The sequence below is a fragment of the Kribbella sp. genome (assembly GCF_035687465.1).
GTDB lineage: Bacteria > Actinomycetota > Actinomycetes > Propionibacteriales > Kribbellaceae > Kribbella.
This window is the reverse complement of sequence record NZ_DASRXP010000157.1, coordinates 1-16,645: the sequence shown is the minus strand read 5'-3', so window position 1 is coordinate 16,645 and position 16,645 is coordinate 1. Positions and strand designations below refer to the sequence as shown.

The following is a 16,645-nucleotide window of genomic DNA, read 5'->3' as shown; positions in this document are numbered from 1 at the left end:
CTCGGCGTTGCCCTTGCTGCGAAGGCGGGCCGCGCGTTGCTGATCATCGGATCGCTGACCTTGGCCGCTTCTCAGGCGTTGCTGTGGGCCGCAGTCCGCGGCGGCGACGCTCCCGGCTACTGGACGATCGCGTTGCCTTTGTTTGTGGGTGGACTGGGCCTCGGGCTTGCAGCTCCCATCCTCGTCAACGTCGTTCTGGCCGGCGTTCCGGGCAAAGACGCAGGAGCGGCAGGTGGCGTTCTCTCGACGGTGAACCAAGTTGGTGGGGCCGCTGGCATCGCCATTCTGGGCACCGTGTTCTTCAGCACCCTGGATACCCCCACCGCGGAGGTCGGCAAACTGGAGATGTTCAGCGACGCGTTCGCCGCCGTACTGCCGGTCGAGATCGTGCTCTATCTCCTAGCCGCCGCGCTAATGCTCCGGCTTCCTCGAACTGCGGCCGCCGGTCCCACCGCGTGACCCAAAAACTGCCCGGCCAACACCCAGGAGAACCGCGATGATCGAAGCGCACAGCTACGACGTGCCGAGCTGGCGGCTAAGGGCCGTATGGACGCCGTAGGCTCATCGCCATGGCGGCAACCATGGTCGATGTCGGCGGTTACAAGCTTGCGGCGGAGATCTCGGGGGAGGGGTCGCCGACTGTCGTCTTCATCTCTGGCACTGCCGACGCCGGCGCGCCCTGGGATGCAGCCATTGCGGCTCACCGGTCTTCAACAACGCTCGTCACCTATGCCCGCGCCGGAATCGGCGAAAGCGAGATGCCAGCTGACTCAAAACCGCGCTCGGTCGGTGCCGCCGAGGAGGAGCTCCGCGGCCTCCTTGCGTCCGCGGGCGTTGGCCGACCGGCTGTTCTAGTTGGCCACTCGTTCGGAGCGCTAATCGGCCTTTACTTCGCGGCGACGTGGCCACAGGATCTCGCTGGCCTCGTGATGGTCGACTCGACAGACATTCACCTGAATCTGGACATCGAGAAGCCTTGGACCGTCATCCCCGACAGCGACGAGGACGGAGGCATATCGTTCGACATGCTTGCGAGTGCGGAAGAAGTCGAGCGCAGTACGGGCCCCCTCGCTGTACCGAGTGTCGTCATCACCAGTCGGGTCGGTCGCTGGCTAGAGATCGAAAGCGTTGAGCACTGGCTTCCCTTTACCCGCGAGGCCCTGGAAGAACGATGGCAACGGAATCAGGCTGCGCTGGCGGCTGAGCTGGGCGTAGTACACAAGATTGCCCGCTTCGGCGATCACTACGTGCAGATCGACGATCCAACCATCGTCGCCGAAGCAATCGACGACCTCATCGACGCGGCTCGCCAGGCATGAGAACCACCCGACTTTCGGACGTCCCGACTAGCGGCCAGTTCGAGGATGCCGAGCTGGTCTGGGACTACCACCGGATGAAGCACGACCTGGAGCCAGTGGATGTCGGTATCGGCTTGGGCAGCCACGATCTCGGCGTTGCGACGTACGCGGCGCAGCTCTACCTGCAAGGCCTGTTCCCGAAGCTCGTCTTCACCGGAGCCAACAGTCGGACCACCACCGCAGGTTTCCCTCGCGGCGAAGCGGTCGAATATCGCGAACACGCCATGCGACTCGGAGTGCCAGCGTCCGCCATTTCAATCGAGCCTCAGGCTACGAACACCGGCCAGAACATCGCATTCACACGCGATCTTCTCGCCGGTAGCGGAGAGCCGGTCGGATCGGTGTTGCTGATCTCCAAGCCCTATATGGAACGCAGAGCCTTCGCGACCTGCCAGAAGATTTGGCCAGACGTACGGGTCCAGTGTGCTTCCGAGCCGATCGGGTTGGCCGGCTACATCGACGGCATCGGTGACGCCAGACTCGTTCTGGAGATGCTGGTCGGCGACCTGCAACGAGTGATCGAGTACCCAGCCCTCGGCTTCGCCATCGAGCAGCGTGTGCCCGACGACGTACACGCCGCCTACAAGCGCCTGATCGCCGCTGGCTACAACAGTCGGCTTGTGCGGTGAACCGTCGACCCGCCCGCCGCTCCAACTCTGTCGGCGATATGGGTCCTGGGGCAGACTGCCTGCATGGCCTTGTTTGAGTTGACCGCTGAGGGTGCGCTAGCAAAAGTTCCGCCGACGAACTTCGCCGCTCAGATGGTGCTCGAGCGGGCCGACCTGCAGTTGGCTCTACGCAGCCACATCGACGTGTTGGATCCCAACCTGCTGGTGGTGGCCGAGGAGTTTGGTGACTTTGCCGACCTACGTCGCCGCATCGATCTGCTTTGTGTCGATCGCGAAGGCGTGCTCGTAGTCGTCGAACTGAAGCGGACCGAAGATGGCGGACACATGGAGCTCCAGGCGCTTCGGTACGCCGCGATGGTATCGACCATGACATTCGATCAGCTGGCCGAGACCTACGGGCGCCACCTGCGCCAGACGGCCCCAGATCAAGCTAGTGCCTCGTCAAGCAACGTTGGGTAGGTAATCGGGTCGGCGGATCTTGGAGTCGGTGGCGAAGTGTCGTTTGGGTTTGGCGTGCTTGTTGCGCCAGCGGACGTAGCCGGCGATTGCGGTCTCTTGGGCGGTGTGGCTGGGGTAGTCGCTGCCGTCGAGGGTGAAGTAGCGCAGGGCGGTGAACTCGTACTCGATCCAGTTCAACCAGGACGCGTTGCTCGGCGTGAACACCAACTCGACCCCGTTGAGGTCGCACCAGTCGACGACCTCGGCCTTCTTGTGCGGCCCGTAGTTGTCACACACGACATACAGCTGCCCGGTCGGGAATCGGTCCCGGAGCTGTTTGAGGAACCCGAGGAACTCCCGCCACCGCTTGCGATCTCGGAACCGGTAGAACATCTGCCCGGTGGCCAGATCCAAGGCGGCGAACATGTGCCGCACCCCGCCGGTGCGGTTGAACGTGGCCCGCAGCCGGGCCGGACGAGCGGTGGGGAACCAGCCCCTGCCAGGCCTGGGCTGAAGGTTCAACGGGCCGAACTCGTCGGCACAGATCACCCGGCCGTCTGCCGGTGGATGGTCGTACAGGTTGAGGACGCGGGCCATCTTCTCGGTGAAGTCCGGGTCCTTGCTGGCCTTCCACGTCTTGGTCGCCTGCCACCTGATGCCCGCCGCACGGAGGATCTGGCGCACCGACTCGGTGCTGATGGCGATGCTCTTGTGCTCGGCCAGGTACTCGACCAGCTTCGACAAGCTCCACGTGGTGAACGGGCGGCCCAGCTGCTGCGGCGGAGTCTTGGCGACCCGGCAGACCGTCTCACGAACCGGGGGGCCGAACCTCGCCGGACGGCCCCCGCTCCATTTTGGGTCCAATGCCGCGAACCCCTGCTCGTTGAACGCGTGGATCACCTCCCGCGCGTACTGCGGCTTCATCGCGAACATCGCCGCCGCCTCCGACGCACTCCTACCCTGCCCAGACGCCAGCACGATCCCCGCCCGGCGTAACCGGACCCGGTCCTTCGTGGTCCGAGTGATCCGCACCAGACGCTGCGCTTCCTCGGGTTCCAGCGAGCGCACGAACACCTCAGGCTGTCGAGCCATCACCACCTCCGCAGCAAGCCTTCAGACTCACCACCGAACCGGTCAACCCGACACGGTTACAACCCCAACCTTTCTTGGAGAGGCACTAGCCGTGACGGAGAAGTTTGCCGAGCTGAGCGAGATCCTGCGAAAGCTGACAGGTATCGCCACCCGAGCCTGGCTGGAAGAGATTCACATCTCCGCGGAGATAGCCGAAGATTTGCAACGGTGATGTGTGTGCAAGATAATAACCTGTAGCAGCTGCGACTCAACTCGGTTATGGTTCCTACCACGTGCTTGCCATGGTTAAATGAAGTAAGAACTAAACAGCGTGGTGCTGGAGAGGAAACATCGTGAAGGAAGCTGGGGAGGATCCACGCGCCGCGCTTGCGAAATGGGCCAATAAAAGCGACGAGTGGCTCCGGTACATCGCGCGCCAGGTGATCGCGACGACCCGGGAGCTTCCGGCTACCGATATCGAGCACGCCTATAACCTCTTTCGTCAAGAGAAGCTGATCGACAAGCGAAAGCTGGACGTCGAACCAGAGTTGGCGGTGACTACCGGTCAAGATGAGGCCGAAGAACCGCTAGCTATCTCGAAGCTTTCTGAAGTGCGGGGCGTGAACGCACTTGTTCCCGGAGCGGTTATCGAGCCACACGCAGGGCTGACGATCCTGTTCGGCGAGAACGGGACGGGCAAGACAGGCTATGCGCGAGTCTTCAAGGCGCTCGCCAACAGTCGAACGGCCGACACTATCCTTGGAGATATTTCTGCCCATGAAGACCTGAGTAAGTCAGCTGTAATTGACTACACTCTTGGATCTGAAGCTCACCAGGTGACATGGGGTGGCGAGCAAGGGCTGTCGCCGTTCACGCGTATGTCGATTTTCGATAGCCCGGCCGTCAATGTGCATCTGGACTCAGACCTCGAATACGTTTACGTGCCCGCGGTTCTGTCGCTCTTCAACTATGTCAGCCACGCGATTCGAGCCGTACAGAATAAGCTGGATCAGGATATTGCCAGCTTGAAGACGGCAATCCCTGGTTTGCTCGCCCGGTTCCCGAGAGAGTCGAATGTTTATCCGCAGATCGAGACGCTGAGCGCTGCGACCGACCTAGAAGCGCTTCGCAAGCTCGCTACTTTTGGCGATGAACCCAGGACGCAGTTGGAACACCTCGTGCAGGCGGTTGCTGCGCTTGAGGCAAACACGGTGGCGGCCCAACTTCCGGTTCTGCAACGCCTTAGTGCGGTATTGCGGGAAGCGGAGACGGCAGCAAAGTTCTTGTCGGTCTTCGATGCGACGGCGTACAACGACAACTTGGACAAGCTCGCCGCATTCCGAGGCGATCAAATACAGTTGCGTGAGCAGCTTTTCATTGCGGCGTCGCTTCCGGCTGCGCCAGACAACACATGGTCGGCGTTCATTGCTAGCGGTGAGGCTACAAGCAGCACTTGCAGAGCGAAGGCGTGCACGACGAAGACCGCTGCTTGTACTGTCGTCAACCCCTTGCCGCTCCGGCGCTAGTCCTGCTCGCCCGATACAGCGAGTACCTGGAGGACAAGTTGAGCGGTGACATTCGAGCTTTGGAAGAGGCTCTGTCAGTGGCTCAGTCCTCGGTAAAGTCACTCATTGGTCCTGGCATGCTCTCGTTCATCTCGGAGCAAGAGGTTCTCGACGAACGCGTCCCGCAGTACGACCTACTTGCTCGGGTGAAGTCCTTGGGTGAAGCTTTTCAGTCCGCGATTGGTGAAGCCAAGCCGGTAGAGGCGAAGTGGACCGAGGAGGCTGCTGGCGCGTTGGGTGAGGTGCAGAAGGCTCGGATCGCGACGGTTACTCTGGTCGAAGGGGTACAAAAGCAGCTAAACGACCGTACGGCGGCCCTCAAAGAGAAGAAGGCCGAGCGAGTGGAACTGGCCGGGCGGGTGGAACTGGCCGCCGTCTGGGAGCAGGTTGAGTCAAAGGTCAAGGGTGAGGCACTGGCTGCCCGGATCGCGATTCTTGTCAAGAAGATGGCCGTCTACCTGCGACAGGTCACTGAGTTGGCTAAGAGCGCCAGTGATCAGCTTATCAATCAGAGTTTCGACACCTTGTTTGCTGAGGAGTGCAAGCACCTCCGAGCACCAGCGTTGGATGTTCAGTTTGTTGGTCGCGAGGGGAAGCCGCACCGCCGACGGACTCTTGGTGGAAGTTACAAGCCTTCAAAGGTGCTTTCAGAGGGTGAGCAGAAGGTTCTTGCTATCGCTGACTTCCTCGCCGAGGCGCGGTTGACGGGAATCACTGCTCCTATCGTCTTTGATGATCCAGTGTCGAGCCTTGACCATCGACGCATCAATGAAGTAGCACATCGGATTGCCGGACTGACTGACAACAACCAGGTGATCGTCTTTACGCATGACATCCTGTTCGCAACGAAACTACTGTCGCTGTTCGAGAAGTCGAAGCGCTGCACCTACTATGCTGTGACTGATGACGGGGGTAAGGGCCATGTTGCGCCTGCTACCGGGCCACGCCTGGATAGCCTCAGCGATTTGAAGAAGCGAATCAACAAGAAGATCGCGGCGGCCGAAGCCGTAGACGGAGAAGCGCGAGACGCGCTAATCCGTGAAGGGTACTCATGTATGCGTTCGTGGTGCGAGGTGTTCACTGAAGATGAGCTCCTCAACGGTGTTACGCGTAGGTATCAGCCGAATGTCCGGATGACCACTTTGCCGGATCTCAAGTTGGGAGCGATGAAGCCTGCGATCGACGTGGTGTTCCGCATCTTCGAGGAGGCTTGTAGGCAGACCGAAGCCCACTCGCAACCACTGTTGTCGCTCGGGGTCTCGTCGACGTTGGCTGACCTCAAGGCGCACTGGGCGGAGCTAGAAGCATGTCGTACCGAGTTCCTCGGGGCCTGATGTCGCGCCTCAGGGGCGTCCGTGCGAATCTCGCATCTTTATACCGGCGCGTTTCATCGCCTTGTAGGTTGTCGAGTGGTCACGACCGAGTCGCCTGCCAACTTCCACGAGTGAATATCCGTCGTTGTAGAGCATCGTTGCTCGTCTGAGTTCTGACTCCGTTATCCGCGGGTAGCGGACGTTGATGCCGGCTTCTCGGAGGACCTTGACGATGCTCTTCTGCTCAGCGAGAACATCGAGCCGATGGCTGCGGACGATGGCTGCGGCTTCGTGCTCGACCACGATCCCGGCCAGAATCTCACTGTCAAGCCTCTCGTCCAGCGTGTGAACTCGTGGGGTGGTGTGGCTTCGGCCACTGGTTTTGGGTGTTGTTTCAAGTGCGACTGGCAATGCCAGTTTTGGAGCTTCTCCAGCAGTAGGGCTGGTTCGAGTAACGGGACATAACCTCCACAATCAGTGTCGTTCTCGAACCGGAGCCGAATCAAGGCGACCAGAGCCCGATCCCCGAGAGGTTCTGGATGGAAGGTACGAACCTCGACAGACTGCCGTCAACGGATCTGACACCGTGTCACGCCTCGGTCAGGCGACAACGGATGCCGACTGGAAGAGATCGGTGGGCATGGGGTGGTCTAGGCGCCAGGTGATGGCGATTGGGCGGTCGCCAGTATGAGTGGTGTAGGTGGCTGGGCCTAGGAAGAGATAGGGGGAGGTGCCTAGCTCGTTGAGTTTGTGTTCGCGGGCGAGGATGAGGATGTTCGAGCCCTGGGCGCGGTGGTTGATATAGCGCTGGCCGGTTGCGGAGGTAGCCGATGTGGTGCTCTGGGATTCCCAGTGGAACAGCGTCGGGCTAATGGCGTAGTCGCGGTACATCGTGGTTGGGGAGTAGTCGGCCTCCGACTTCGTGAGGGTTACGAAGAAGGCGTCGATGCCGGATTCCTTTGAGGACAGAACCCCCTCGCGGAAGCTGCTTGGGCGGCGTTGGGGGCTCGCGTAGTTGAGGGCGGCGAGGATCTCTTCGCGTTGGTATCGCGCGTGTACGCGTAGTGGGATCTTGCTGAGCACGCCTGAGAGCTCGAGGGTTCGGTGTCGAGCGCGGTCCATGGCGAAGTCGACGACCTGGATCAGCTCGTCGCGTAAGGCTTGCTCTGCGCGGAGTGCGTCTAGACCAGCGTCGTATGAGGCGAAGCCGCCGCCGTCAGGCCAGAGGGAGAAGAAGAGCATGCGTGCTTGGTGGCGTTGCGACTCAGTTAGTTCGCTGTACGTGGGCGCTCGGTCGTCCAGGAGCAGGTTGTATGTCCGCATACGGTCTGGGTCGTCGACATGTGCGAGGGCGCGCACGCGTTTGAGCAGTTTGGATTCGCGAGTTGTGCCGTCACGCGTTGGAAGCCCTGCGTCTCGTCTGAGCGCCGTCCAGCTTCTTCCGCTGCGCAGGATGTCGCTGATGTCGACGCCGGCCTCGCGGACAAAGGTCGCTAGGTCCTGGTCACCATGGGATCGAAGTTCACTAGTCATCTCGCGCCAGCGTCCCGTGACTTGCGTGCGGAGGTTCTCTAGGACTCTTTCTTGCGAGACCTTGTCGAGGACGATTTGGCAGCCCGAAGGCAAGAAGGGGAACCCCAACTCGACCTGGCGCTGGAGGCCTCTGCGTGTTTCGCCCGTGAGAGCTCGGAAGCGCTTGTCGAAGCGGAACTCCTTGCGCTGGTGACCGACGAAGTCAAGGGCCGTCAGGACGGCCTTGCCCTGTGCTTGACGCAGGCCGCGGCCAAGCTGCTGTAGGAAGACCGTGGGGCTTTCGGTCGGGCGTAGGAAGAGGACGGTGTCGACCTCTGGAAGGTCGAGGCCCTCATTGAACAGATCGGCCGCGAAGAGGGCGTTCACTCGACGGTCCTTGAGGTCCCGAAGAGCTTGGTCGCGCTCAGCGATCAGCGATCGCCCGGATACAGCGAGGGCGGGGATGCCCGCATCGTTGAAGACTTTGGCCATGTACTCCGCGTGGGCAACCGAGACGCAAAAGCCGAGCGCGCGCATGGCATGTACATCGGTGAGCTTGTCTTGGAGTTCTCGCAAAACGATGGCTGCGCGTCGGTCGTTGCCGGTGTATAGGCCCTCGAGTTCCTGCTCGTCGTAGCGGCCACGCTTCCATTGCAGGTCGGCGAGACTCGTGCCATCGGCGATTCCGAAGTAGTGGAACGGACAGAGGAGATCGTCTGCTAGGGCATCCCAGAGTCGAAGCTCAACAGCAGTTCGACCTCCGAAGTAGGACTGGAGATCGAAGCCGTCAGCGCGCTCGGGTGTCGCGGTCAGACCGAGCAGCTCAACAGGTTGGAGATGACCTAAAAGCTTTCGATAGGTCGGTGCCGCGGCGTGGTGGAATTCGTCGACGACGACGATGTCGAAGGATTGTGCCGGCAGCGTGGTGACGTCGTAGCTCGTGAGCGCCTGTACCGAGGCAAAGACGTGGTCCCAACGGTCGGGCCGTACGCCAGAGAAGTACTCCTCACCGAAGCTGGCGTCGTTGAGCACCTCGCGGTAGGTGCGCAGTGACTGCTGGAGGATCTCTCGTCGATGAGCAATGAACAGGAGAGAGGGCGGCTGCTCACCGCGGGCCACGGCTGCGTCTCGAAGACGTCGATAGTCGAGTGCAGCGATGACGGTCTTGCCGGTCCCTGTCGCAGCAACTACAAGGTTGCGGTGACGATCGTGGACCTCGCGTTCGACCGCGATCGCCTCGAGCATCTCGGCTTGGTAGGGCCGCGGTCGCACCTCCAGACCCGCCAGCGTAATGGTCACGCGGTCTGTCGCCTTGCGATTGCCTGCCTCCGCTAGGGCGTCGTCTAGACGGTCGCGGTCTCGCTCGGGATCGTAGGCCTCGAAGGTCGAGTCGTTCCAGTAAGTGTCGAACGTGGCGCCGAACTTGTTGAGGAGACTGGGGGTCGCGATTCGTGACAACCGAACGTTCCACTCGACTCCATCCAGGAGTGCGGCGCGCGAGAGGTTTGAGGACCCGACGTATGCAGTGTCGAAGCCCGTGTTACGACGGAAGAGCCAGGCTTTGGCGTGCAGCCGTGTGCGGAGTACGTCGTACTGGATCTTTACCTGGGCACCGAGGTCATTGACCAGTCGATCCAGCGCGTGGCGGTCGGTGGCTCCCATGTAGGTCGTGGTGATGACGCGAAACGGTCCTCCGCGTTGCCGCAGGCGCCGCAGTTCGGGTTCTAGCAGCCTCAATCCATACCACTTGACGAAGGCGCAGAGGAGGTCAACTTCGTCAGAGGTATCGATCTCGGCACGTAGCTCAGATCCGAGCGCGGGCTCTCCGTGGGCGTTCGTGAGGAGCGCGGCGTCCGACAGAGGAGTAGTAGGACGCGTGTCGCCAGGCTGATGCACGCCGGCGCCGGCCGGTAGGTAGAGCGCGAGCAGCTGCCTTGGCTCACCGTCTGGAAGTTTGTCATTCGGCGAGGGGAGACGTTGGAGCAGGTCATTGACGAGCGCTACTCGCTCCCCATGGTCACGAGTTGCGGCGAGCGTACGCAGGACGGCGTCGCGAACATGCCGAGCAAGGACCTCGGGCTGGTCGGCATCGGCGACGTCCTGAAGTGCGGACGTAAGACCCTCCGTCTGGTCGAGAGCTCCGAGCAGGCCGTCCGTCACGAGCGCGTCATAGATTCCTGGCTTCATCTGGTCACCACCTCGCGGGTAGTTTGCCAGATCAGGCCGACATTCTCTGGACTACACAGGAGCCGAGCGTGTTCGCGGCACCTGTGGATATGGGCTCGCGAGATTAAAGGGTAGCTACTTGGAGTATGGCTGATTCAGTCGCCATATGACCGCTGTAGAGATGATCCGAATGCGTCGAATTCCTCTCAAAGGAACGCCAATCTTGGTGCGGTGATTCGTCGCCGAGCTCCACTCGGGCAGTACCCACAGCCGCGCGTTACTGCAAGTGGAGCCGGTTCTCGTTCAGATACGCTTCTCAATCGAACATGGAGTAAACCACCGTCTTCGACGGCCAATTAGAGTTCACCAAGTATTTCGTCGATATCGGCGAATCCAATCAACAATTGTTGAACACCTTGGTACTCATCGCGCGGATCTGCCTTTACTGTCAGTTTCGTTCCAGACTGGTGCGCAAAATCGCCGCGTTGTGCCGCCCATGAGTCGATCGAAGCCAACCACGTCATATCGATCTTGCCTTCCTCCACTCCGAGCGGCAGAAGTAGTTTCAATAGGTTCCGCTCGCGTACCCCATGGTTCTGTGAGCGCGCATAGGTGGTAAGAGTATTCTTGGCCCGATGCAGTCGAGCTGAGAGATCTGGCGCAGGATTCTGACGTGGTGGCATCAGCAATGATGTTGGCGATTCACGCTTGGCATCATCGAAAGCAAGGAGGCCGATAAGGCAGGGGCGGATGACCCGCGTTGCTTGCCAGGATCGGTAGCTCCTGTCCGCAACCTCAACCACACGGTCTTCAATATAGGATTCGAATTCTGCGTGAACGAGCAGTCGAAATGCACGTGCACGTTCATGAATTCTGTCCGGGTAGAGCCCGGTTGGATCGAAGCGCCTGGGCAGGAGATGGCGCCGCAATTCTCCGATCCTCCTGGTGAGAACTCTATATCGTTTGGACTTCATGATACGGAGGTGCCGGGATCGATCCGGTTCTCCGCAAGGGTGGGAACGCGAATTTCGCGTCCAAGGGCTTCCGATAGCGCAACTCCCCAGGCGTGCAAACGTAGGTACGTGGCGCCAATCGTCTTCGTGGTCGACTGGACTGCTCGAACGAAGTCCGGATTAGTGTCGCATAGTTGCTTGAAGGCAAGAAGGACATCGTCCGCGTTGTCCCGGGCCTCCTGCCGAATCTCTGCGTCGGAGAAGTAATACATCACGACGTCGAAGACTGCGCGGTTAAAACGGCGCTCGAAGTGGTCAGTTTGCCAGCGGAAGTAGGCGTTGTCGCCGAATATGTCGAAGGCAGCACTGATGGAATCATCGAACTCGCTTGCAATGTCTCGGATTCGTGTCTCGTTAGCGAACCACCCCTTGTTTAGACGGGCGGTCGTGGTGTCGAGAAACTGCTTCAAGCTTCCTCGGTACTCCGCCAGATATAGCCGAAATGAGTAGTATCTCAAGAGGAGCTCGACGTCACGCATTCGGAAGTCGGGTCTAGTGATGCGTAAAGCTCGCTGCATTTCATTGCTGTCTGCTGTGTGATCGTCGATAAAGTCAGTAAAATCCCCAGGATGTAGCGCCTGGCGCAACTCTTGGGGAGACAGCTTTACGCTTCCAGTATTCAATCGTAGAAAGACCAGATTTAAGAACGCTTCATTAGGCCAACTTCGGACAACGACGGTCCGGATTGTCTGGTTTAAGAACGCATTTAGATCGTCGATATGAGCTGCATCAGAGTCCAGTTTTTGGAGTGTCTTTCCTTTCAAATCTTCGCGCACATCTAGTCCGCTTAGGCGCAGTTGCCTAAATTCTCCACTAGCATCGGGTTCGCCCCCGAATTGCGAACCCTCCGCGAACTGCCTAAGAGCGAGTAGGCGTTGTTTCCCGTCGAGTACCACAAATGCGCCTCTGCGTCGCTTGTCTTCCGCGAGGACTAGCTGAGGGATCGGCAAACCTAGTATTAGGCTTTCGATAAATCGGCTTTTGCGGGTCCTGTCCCAAGCGTCACGTCGTTGGAATCGAGGATTGAGTTTGATATTGCCCCGACGGAGCTGGCTTAGCATTGTCTCTGTCGTCCAGTCCGTGTCGGTTACGACCGCAGACACGATGTCGCTAGGCGCGACAGGTTCCTCGTCGTCTTCGACGTCACCCCAGCCGTTATCCAACGCCAGTTGCTCTGTCGGATCGATGTCGCCCATGTAGCTCCTCGTCAAGAATGCGTTCACGGACCGGTGTCCGATCGGGCGACCGGTGCCGATGGGGCGGGCGCTGCACCACTCCCAGATGCGGAGTGACTCGCGACCACACAGCGTGGTTCAGTGTCTCAATCGGTGGCGAGCCCAGCATCGTTACGTCGAGAGGACCGCGTTCGAAGGCTGTCACACCAATGTGATCTACCGTCTCGCAGAACGGGTTTCCACATCGCCAGTGAAGTGCTGGATGAGCCGAAGGTGGGCCAAGTTCCACGATTGATTCTAGGTCTCGTCGAGTGTCGAGGGAGGTTGGTGAGCTGGCGGAGCTGTTCCAGTGGCTACCTGCCGACGCCGCGGTACAGAGAATCAGCGCTAATCCGCTGCGCCGACGAGTGGAGGAGGAGATGACGGACGTGCTCGCCTACCTCGTGCGTCTGGCCGATGTCCTCGATATCGATCTGATGGACGGGGCAGGGAAGAAGCTTGAAACTCAGCCGAGCGCCTCCCGCGACAGAGCTTCGCGGGAGGCGCCAGGGGATACTTGATGCCAACTGAACCCGCGATCACATGGTGCTGAGCGAAGGGGCTCCGATGCTATGTTGCAAGCGAGTGGCGAGGGGGAGCGATGTCGGTCTACGACCGCCCGGTGTGGCAGCTGATGCAAGAGTTCGCGGCCGACCGCCCTGGCCAGTTCCGCTTCGCTGAGCTGGAATCGTGGTTCCGAGATCGGTATCCGGCTGTCCAGGCGCCCACTTTGCGAGCACACCTTCAACGGATGACAGTCGGCAACGGCGCATCCGGACTTCCTTCTGTCTTCGATCGCATCGAGCATGGGCTATATCGAGCGGTTCCGCGTCAGGATCAATCGAAGCCCACTGCACTCACCGCGCCGCTGACGGCGGCATCCGCCGACGTAGTCCTCATTACGTGCGTGAAGACGAAGCTGAGCGTGCCAGCCGCAGCCAAGGACCTGTACATCTCAGCACTTTTCCAGAAGCAACGGCAGTACGCCGAACGCTCGGGTGCGACGTGGTTCATTCTGTCGGCAGAGCATGGCCTCGTCAGGCCCGAAGAGTGGCTGGCCCCGTATGAGCGTTACCTACCCGACTGTCCGCCGAGCTACCGCAACGCGTGGGCTCAGTGGTCGGCAGCTCGGCTGGAGTTGCTGTTGGGAACCATCGCGGGCAAGACGATCGAGATTCATGCGTCCTCCCTCTACGCATCCTGCTTGACGCCAGCGCTTCAGACTCTCGGTGCAATCGTCAGCACGCCTCTTGCTGGGCTTGCTCAGGGACAGCGGCTCGCGTGGTACGGGTCAGCTGTAGAGGGCGCGTCCAGCAGCCGCCCCACAAAGCCGCCGCCAGACGACCAGGTTGTGAAGCCTGCGCGTGCCTCGGATGCGATCGTGGCCGTCACGGTCACTAAGTTGCTAGACCAGACACAGTCTCGTGGGCCCGCCGAGCTGAGGCGAATGGGTAAGAGCGAGATGTCTGCGCCGGGGCTTTACTCCTGGTGGGTTGATGCCCATGGTGCTGGAGACCTCTCGGCGGGGCTTGGGGTTGATGTGCGGCCCGGGCTTGTGTACGCCGGCCAGGCGGGGGCGACCCGCTGGCCTAGCGGACGTCAATCGGCGAACACCTTGTGGGCACGCCTAGTCGGGATGCACCTGGACGGGTCGGCTGCGTTCTCTACCTTCCGGCTTACGCTCGCCTCGGTACTTCGGGAACCGCTGGAACTCGAACATGTTGATGATCCCGCCGTTACCGAATGGATGGAGAACCATCTCTGTGTGATCGCGGTAGCCGTAGAGGATGCAGACAGCTTGATGTCGCTCGAACACGAGGTCCTCGATGAGCTCGACCCGCCGCTGAACCTGTCAGGCCGAGCACCGACTCCTGTACGGCGCCGGTTGAGCCAGCTAAGGCGAGAGATCCGGTAGGACGGCTGGACTTGCGTATGTTCGACTAGAGCCGATCCGAGTAGCTCTTCTGCACGGCGTCCAGGTGAGCGCGAACATCGTTGTTCCAGATGCCAGCCACAACGCACGTGTGCATCGCCTGCTCGCCGAGTACTCACCGGCCATCTCCGTTCGACTGCTAAATTCGCTGGCCGATGGTGAGAAGTCGGTCGATGTGATCCATAGAGTCCTTGTCGAGCTCAAAGCAGAACCTGTCAGCATGACTTTGACCGCCGGCGTGTCCGGCTAGAGGACGGCCTACCGGCTGCCGTCAGGCCGCGTCGTCAGCTTCAAACAGATCCGGCCCGTGCGTCTACCAGAGACATGCGCTGGCTTGCCGTTTCAACAACGGGACTGACTGTGAAGAAGGCTATTACGGCGTCCGGTTGTATCGCGATCGCCGGGGTGGATACCAGGTCGGTGTCTGCGTTCAGCGCATGGACCTGTGCCTTCCTGTGGAAGAGTTCGTCCGTAGCGATCTAAGGGCTGAGATCCTGTCGCTTCGTGAGTCCGAGTTCCGTCAGCTTGCCGCGAAGTACGCGGCCTCTTAAGAGAGGAACCAGCTGCCGTGCCGATTGAGTTCGAGGCGAAGGTGTGGATGTCAAGCCGGACGAGTTGGCGGACAAGATCGTCGGCCTTGGTGGCCGTCGGGTGGGGTACGCATTGATGCGGCGGTTTGTCTATGACATCGAGGCTGGTGACGGGGCGAGATGGATCCGGCTGCGAGACGACGGGGCTGCAGTGACCTTGACGGTCAAAGAGATCGAGCACGACGGGATCGATGGGACGACTGAGACCGAGGTCTTGGTGGGGGACTTCGAGACGGCGAACGAGTTGCTTCGGCGGATGGGGTTCGAGGCCAAGTCGTATCAGGAGAATCGCCGGGAGAGTTTTGAGCTGGCGGGTGCGCGTCTGGAGATCGATCGGTGGCCGCTGATTCCGCCGTACCTGGAGGTCGAAGGGGATAGCCGCCGGCATGTGGTCGAGGTCGCTGCGATGCTTGGCATTCCCGAAGATCGGCTGACTGGGGAGAACACTGTGAAGGTCTATGCGCGCTACGGGATTGACCTTGGATCGATCCGGGACCTTCGCTTCCAATAGACCTCAGTCCGATCCTGCTCCGGATCGGACTGAGGTGGCGGCGGGTTTCAGACCTCTGGCTGCAGCGTCCTGAAGAAGGTGCGGAGGTCGTCGGTGAGTAGGGCTGGGGCTTCCATGGCGGCAAAGTGGCCGCCTTCCTTGTGGTCGAACCAGAAGGGGATTTGGTGGGTGGGGTCCATCATGCGGCGGAGGACGGGATCTGTGTTGAATACCGACCAGCCTGCCGGGACGGTCGAGGGGGCGAGCCAGTTGAGGCCGGAGTGGGCTGCTTCGTAGAGGAAGCGGGCTGCTGTGGCGCCGGTTCGGGTGAACCAGTAGAGGGTGATGTTGGTTAGGAGGTGGTCGCGGTTGACTGCCTCGTCTGGGGTGGTGGCGGAGGGGTTCGTCCAGGTTTGGAATTTCTCGGTGATCCAGGCGAGTTGGCCGACGGGGGAGTCGGTCAGGGCGGCGGCGATTGTTTCGGGGCGGTGGGATTGGAGGTCTAGGTAGCCGCGTTCGGCTTTCCAGGACTCGCGTTCAGCGTTGACGACGGCGAGTTCGTCGTCTGTGAGGTGATCGGGGATGGGGAACTGGTCGCCGGCCAGGCCTAGCGGGCCGCGGTCGCTGTTGACGAGGGTGCCGATGACCGACTCGGGGTGGAGGGCGGCGAGTCGGCCGGTGATGCCGGCGCCTACGTCGCCGCCGTGGGCGCCGTACGACGTGTAGCCGAGGCGATTCATGAGCTCGGCGAAGGCTTCCGTAGTACGGGCGACCTCCCAGCCGGCAGAGGAGACCGGGGTCGAGAAGCCGAAGCCGGGGATTGACGGGATGACGAGGTGGAAGGCGTCGGCTGCTGAGCCGCCGTCGGCGACGGGGTTGGTGAGCGGGTCGATCAGCTCGAGGAACTCGACGAAGGATCCGGGGTATCCGTGGGTCATGAGCAGCGGGGTCGCGTCGGGTTCGGGGGAGCGGACGTGGAGGAAGTGGATCGTCTGGCCGTCGATCTCGGTGCGGAACTGGGGATGCGAGTTGAGCCGGGCCTCCTGCGCGCGCCAGTCGAAGTCGTTGCCCCAGTAGGTGGCGAGTTCCTTCAGGTAACTCAGCGGTACGCCGCGGCTGAAGTCGGTCGCTTCGGTCGGCGCCGCGTCGGCCCAGCGGGTGTTGGCCAGGCGGGAACGGAGGTCGTCCAGGTCGGCTTGGGGGATCTCGATGCGGAAGGGGCGAATCGCTGAAGTGTTCATGCCTAGAACGTTAGAAGCGATTGCGGAAGACTTTCTTCCGCGATTGCTGGGACGATCTGAGAATGCTGGAGACCTCCGCACGACTCCTGAGACTCCTCTCGCTGCTCCAGAA

Annotated in this window: 15 protein-coding genes and 1 pseudogene; 10 read left to right on the top strand and 6 right to left on the bottom strand. The window is 60.9% G+C overall.

Going from position 1 to position 16,645, the window contains the following annotated elements:
• The 4 genes and pseudogenes from VFG33_RS08030 to VFG33_RS08015 all read left to right on the top strand — a co-directional run.
• Positions 1–459: pseudogene (locus VFG33_RS08030) on the top strand (hypothetical protein); the annotation flags it as partial.
• Positions 460–569: 110 nt separating this feature from the next.
• Positions 570–1,319, top strand: coding sequence for an alpha/beta fold hydrolase (locus VFG33_RS08025; RefSeq protein WP_325024021.1), 750 nt, complete (start codon positions 570–572; stop codon positions 1,317–1,319).
• Positions 1,320–1,393: 74 nt separating this feature from the next.
• Complete coding sequence (locus VFG33_RS08020; protein WP_325024019.1) at positions 1,394–1,987, top strand: YdcF family protein; 594 nt, start codon at positions 1,394–1,396, stop codon at positions 1,985–1,987.
• Between the two features lie 63 nt (positions 1,988–2,050).
• Positions 2,051–2,446 carry a hypothetical protein gene (locus VFG33_RS08015; protein WP_325024017.1) on the top strand — a complete coding sequence of 132 codons (396 nt, stop codon included), beginning with the start codon at positions 2,051–2,053 and terminating at the stop codon, positions 2,444–2,446.
• Here the strand turns inward: VFG33_RS08015 and VFG33_RS08010 are convergent.
• Entirely contained in the window at positions 2,429–3,517 is a 1,089-nt protein-coding gene (locus tag VFG33_RS08010) for an IS630 family transposase (RefSeq protein ID WP_325024015.1), read from the bottom strand. The genes VFG33_RS08015 and VFG33_RS08010 overlap by 18 nt on opposite strands.
• A gap of 332 nt (positions 3,518–3,849) precedes the next feature.
• Between VFG33_RS08010 and VFG33_RS08005 the strand changes: the two genes are divergently transcribed.
• Positions 3,850–5,022, top strand: a complete 1,173-nt coding sequence (locus tag VFG33_RS08005; RefSeq protein ID WP_325024013.1) for an AAA family ATPase — start codon at positions 3,850–3,852, stop codon at positions 5,020–5,022.
• Positions 4,965–6,395, top strand: a complete 1,431-nt coding sequence (locus VFG33_RS08000) for an AAA family ATPase (protein WP_325024011.1) — start codon at positions 4,965–4,967, stop codon at positions 6,393–6,395. The genes VFG33_RS08005 and VFG33_RS08000 overlap by 58 nt, the downstream gene beginning before the upstream one ends.
• 9 nt (positions 6,396–6,404) lie before the next feature.
• On the opposite strand, the gene VFG33_RS07995 is transcribed toward VFG33_RS08000, so the two are convergent.
• The 4 genes from VFG33_RS07995 to VFG33_RS07980 form a co-directional block, all read right to left on the bottom strand.
• The gene (locus tag VFG33_RS07995; protein WP_325024009.1) at positions 6,405–6,785 is read right to left on the bottom strand and encodes a helix-turn-helix domain-containing protein; all 381 of its coding nucleotides are present in this window, start codon (positions 6,783–6,785) and stop codon (positions 6,405–6,407) included.
• Positions 6,786–6,974: 189 nt separating this feature from the next.
• Positions 6,975–10,073 carry a DEAD/DEAH box helicase gene (locus tag VFG33_RS07990; protein WP_325024007.1) on the bottom strand — a complete coding sequence of 1,033 codons (3,099 nt, stop codon included), beginning with the start codon at positions 10,071–10,073 and terminating at the stop codon, positions 6,975–6,977.
• 335 nt (positions 10,074–10,408) lie between these two features.
• On the bottom strand, positions 10,409–10,981 hold the full coding sequence (locus VFG33_RS07985) for a HEPN domain-containing protein (protein ID WP_325024005.1): 573 nt from the start codon (positions 10,979–10,981) through the stop codon (positions 10,409–10,411).
• Between the two features lie 41 nt (positions 10,982–11,022).
• The gene (locus VFG33_RS07980; RefSeq protein ID WP_325024003.1) at positions 11,023–12,261 is read right to left on the bottom strand and encodes a GmrSD restriction endonuclease domain-containing protein; all 1,239 of its coding nucleotides are present in this window, start codon (positions 12,259–12,261) and stop codon (positions 11,023–11,025) included.
• A 290-nt stretch (positions 12,262–12,551) separates the two neighbouring features.
• Between VFG33_RS07980 and VFG33_RS07975 the strand changes: the two genes are divergently transcribed.
• The 4 genes from VFG33_RS07975 (at position 12,552) to VFG33_RS07960 (ending at position 15,313) form a co-directional block, all read left to right on the top strand.
• Positions 12,552–12,800, top strand: coding sequence for a nucleoside triphosphate pyrophosphohydrolase family protein (locus VFG33_RS07975; RefSeq protein WP_325024001.1), 249 nt, complete (start codon positions 12,552–12,554; stop codon positions 12,798–12,800).
• Positions 12,801–12,880: 80 nt separating this feature from the next.
• Positions 12,881–14,194, top strand: a complete 1,314-nt coding sequence (locus tag VFG33_RS07970; RefSeq protein WP_325024000.1) for a DUF6884 domain-containing protein — start codon at positions 12,881–12,883, stop codon at positions 14,192–14,194.
• A gap of 64 nt (positions 14,195–14,258) precedes the next feature.
• Positions 14,259–14,462, top strand: coding sequence for a hypothetical protein (locus tag VFG33_RS07965; RefSeq protein WP_325023998.1), 204 nt, complete (start codon positions 14,259–14,261; stop codon positions 14,460–14,462).
• 365 nt (positions 14,463–14,827) lie between these two features.
• A complete protein-coding gene (locus tag VFG33_RS07960; RefSeq protein WP_325023996.1) occupies positions 14,828–15,313 on the top strand; it encodes a CYTH domain-containing protein in 486 nt (161 codons plus the stop codon).
• 47 nt (positions 15,314–15,360) lie between these two features.
• Here VFG33_RS07960 and VFG33_RS07955 read toward each other — a convergent pair whose 3' ends face one another.
• Positions 15,361–16,533, bottom strand: coding sequence for an epoxide hydrolase family protein (locus tag VFG33_RS07955; RefSeq protein WP_325023994.1), 1,173 nt, complete (start codon positions 16,531–16,533; stop codon positions 15,361–15,363).
• Between the last annotated feature and the right edge of the window lie 112 nt (positions 16,534–16,645).

Bases quoted from the DNA above. Each gene is read 5' to 3' on its own strand.
- VFG33_RS08025 (WP_325024021.1), top strand. From the start codon at position 570: ATGGCGGCAACCATGGTCGATGTCGGCGGTTACAAGCTTGCGGCGGAG.
- VFG33_RS08020 (WP_325024019.1), top strand. From the start codon at position 1,394: ATGAAGCACGACCTGGAGCCAGTGGATGTCGGTATCGGCTTGGGCAGC.
- VFG33_RS08015 (WP_325024017.1), top strand. From the start codon at position 2,051: ATGGCCTTGTTTGAGTTGACCGCTGAGGGTGCGCTAGCAAAAGTTCCG.
- VFG33_RS08010 (WP_325024015.1), bottom strand. From the start codon at position 3,517: ATGGCTCGACAGCCTGAGGTGTTCGTGCGCTCGCTGGAACCCGAGGAA.
- VFG33_RS07990 (WP_325024007.1), bottom strand. From the start codon at position 10,073: ATGAAGCCAGGAATCTATGACGCGCTCGTGACGGACGGCCTGCTCGGA.
- VFG33_RS07980 (WP_325024003.1), bottom strand. From the start codon at position 12,261: ATGGGCGACATCGATCCGACAGAGCAACTGGCGTTGGATAACGGCTGG.
- VFG33_RS07970 (WP_325024000.1), top strand. From the start codon at position 12,881: ATGTCGGTCTACGACCGCCCGGTGTGGCAGCTGATGCAAGAGTTCGCG.
- VFG33_RS07955 (WP_325023994.1), bottom strand. From the start codon at position 16,533: ATGAACACTTCAGCGATTCGCCCCTTCCGCATCGAGATCCCCCAAGCC.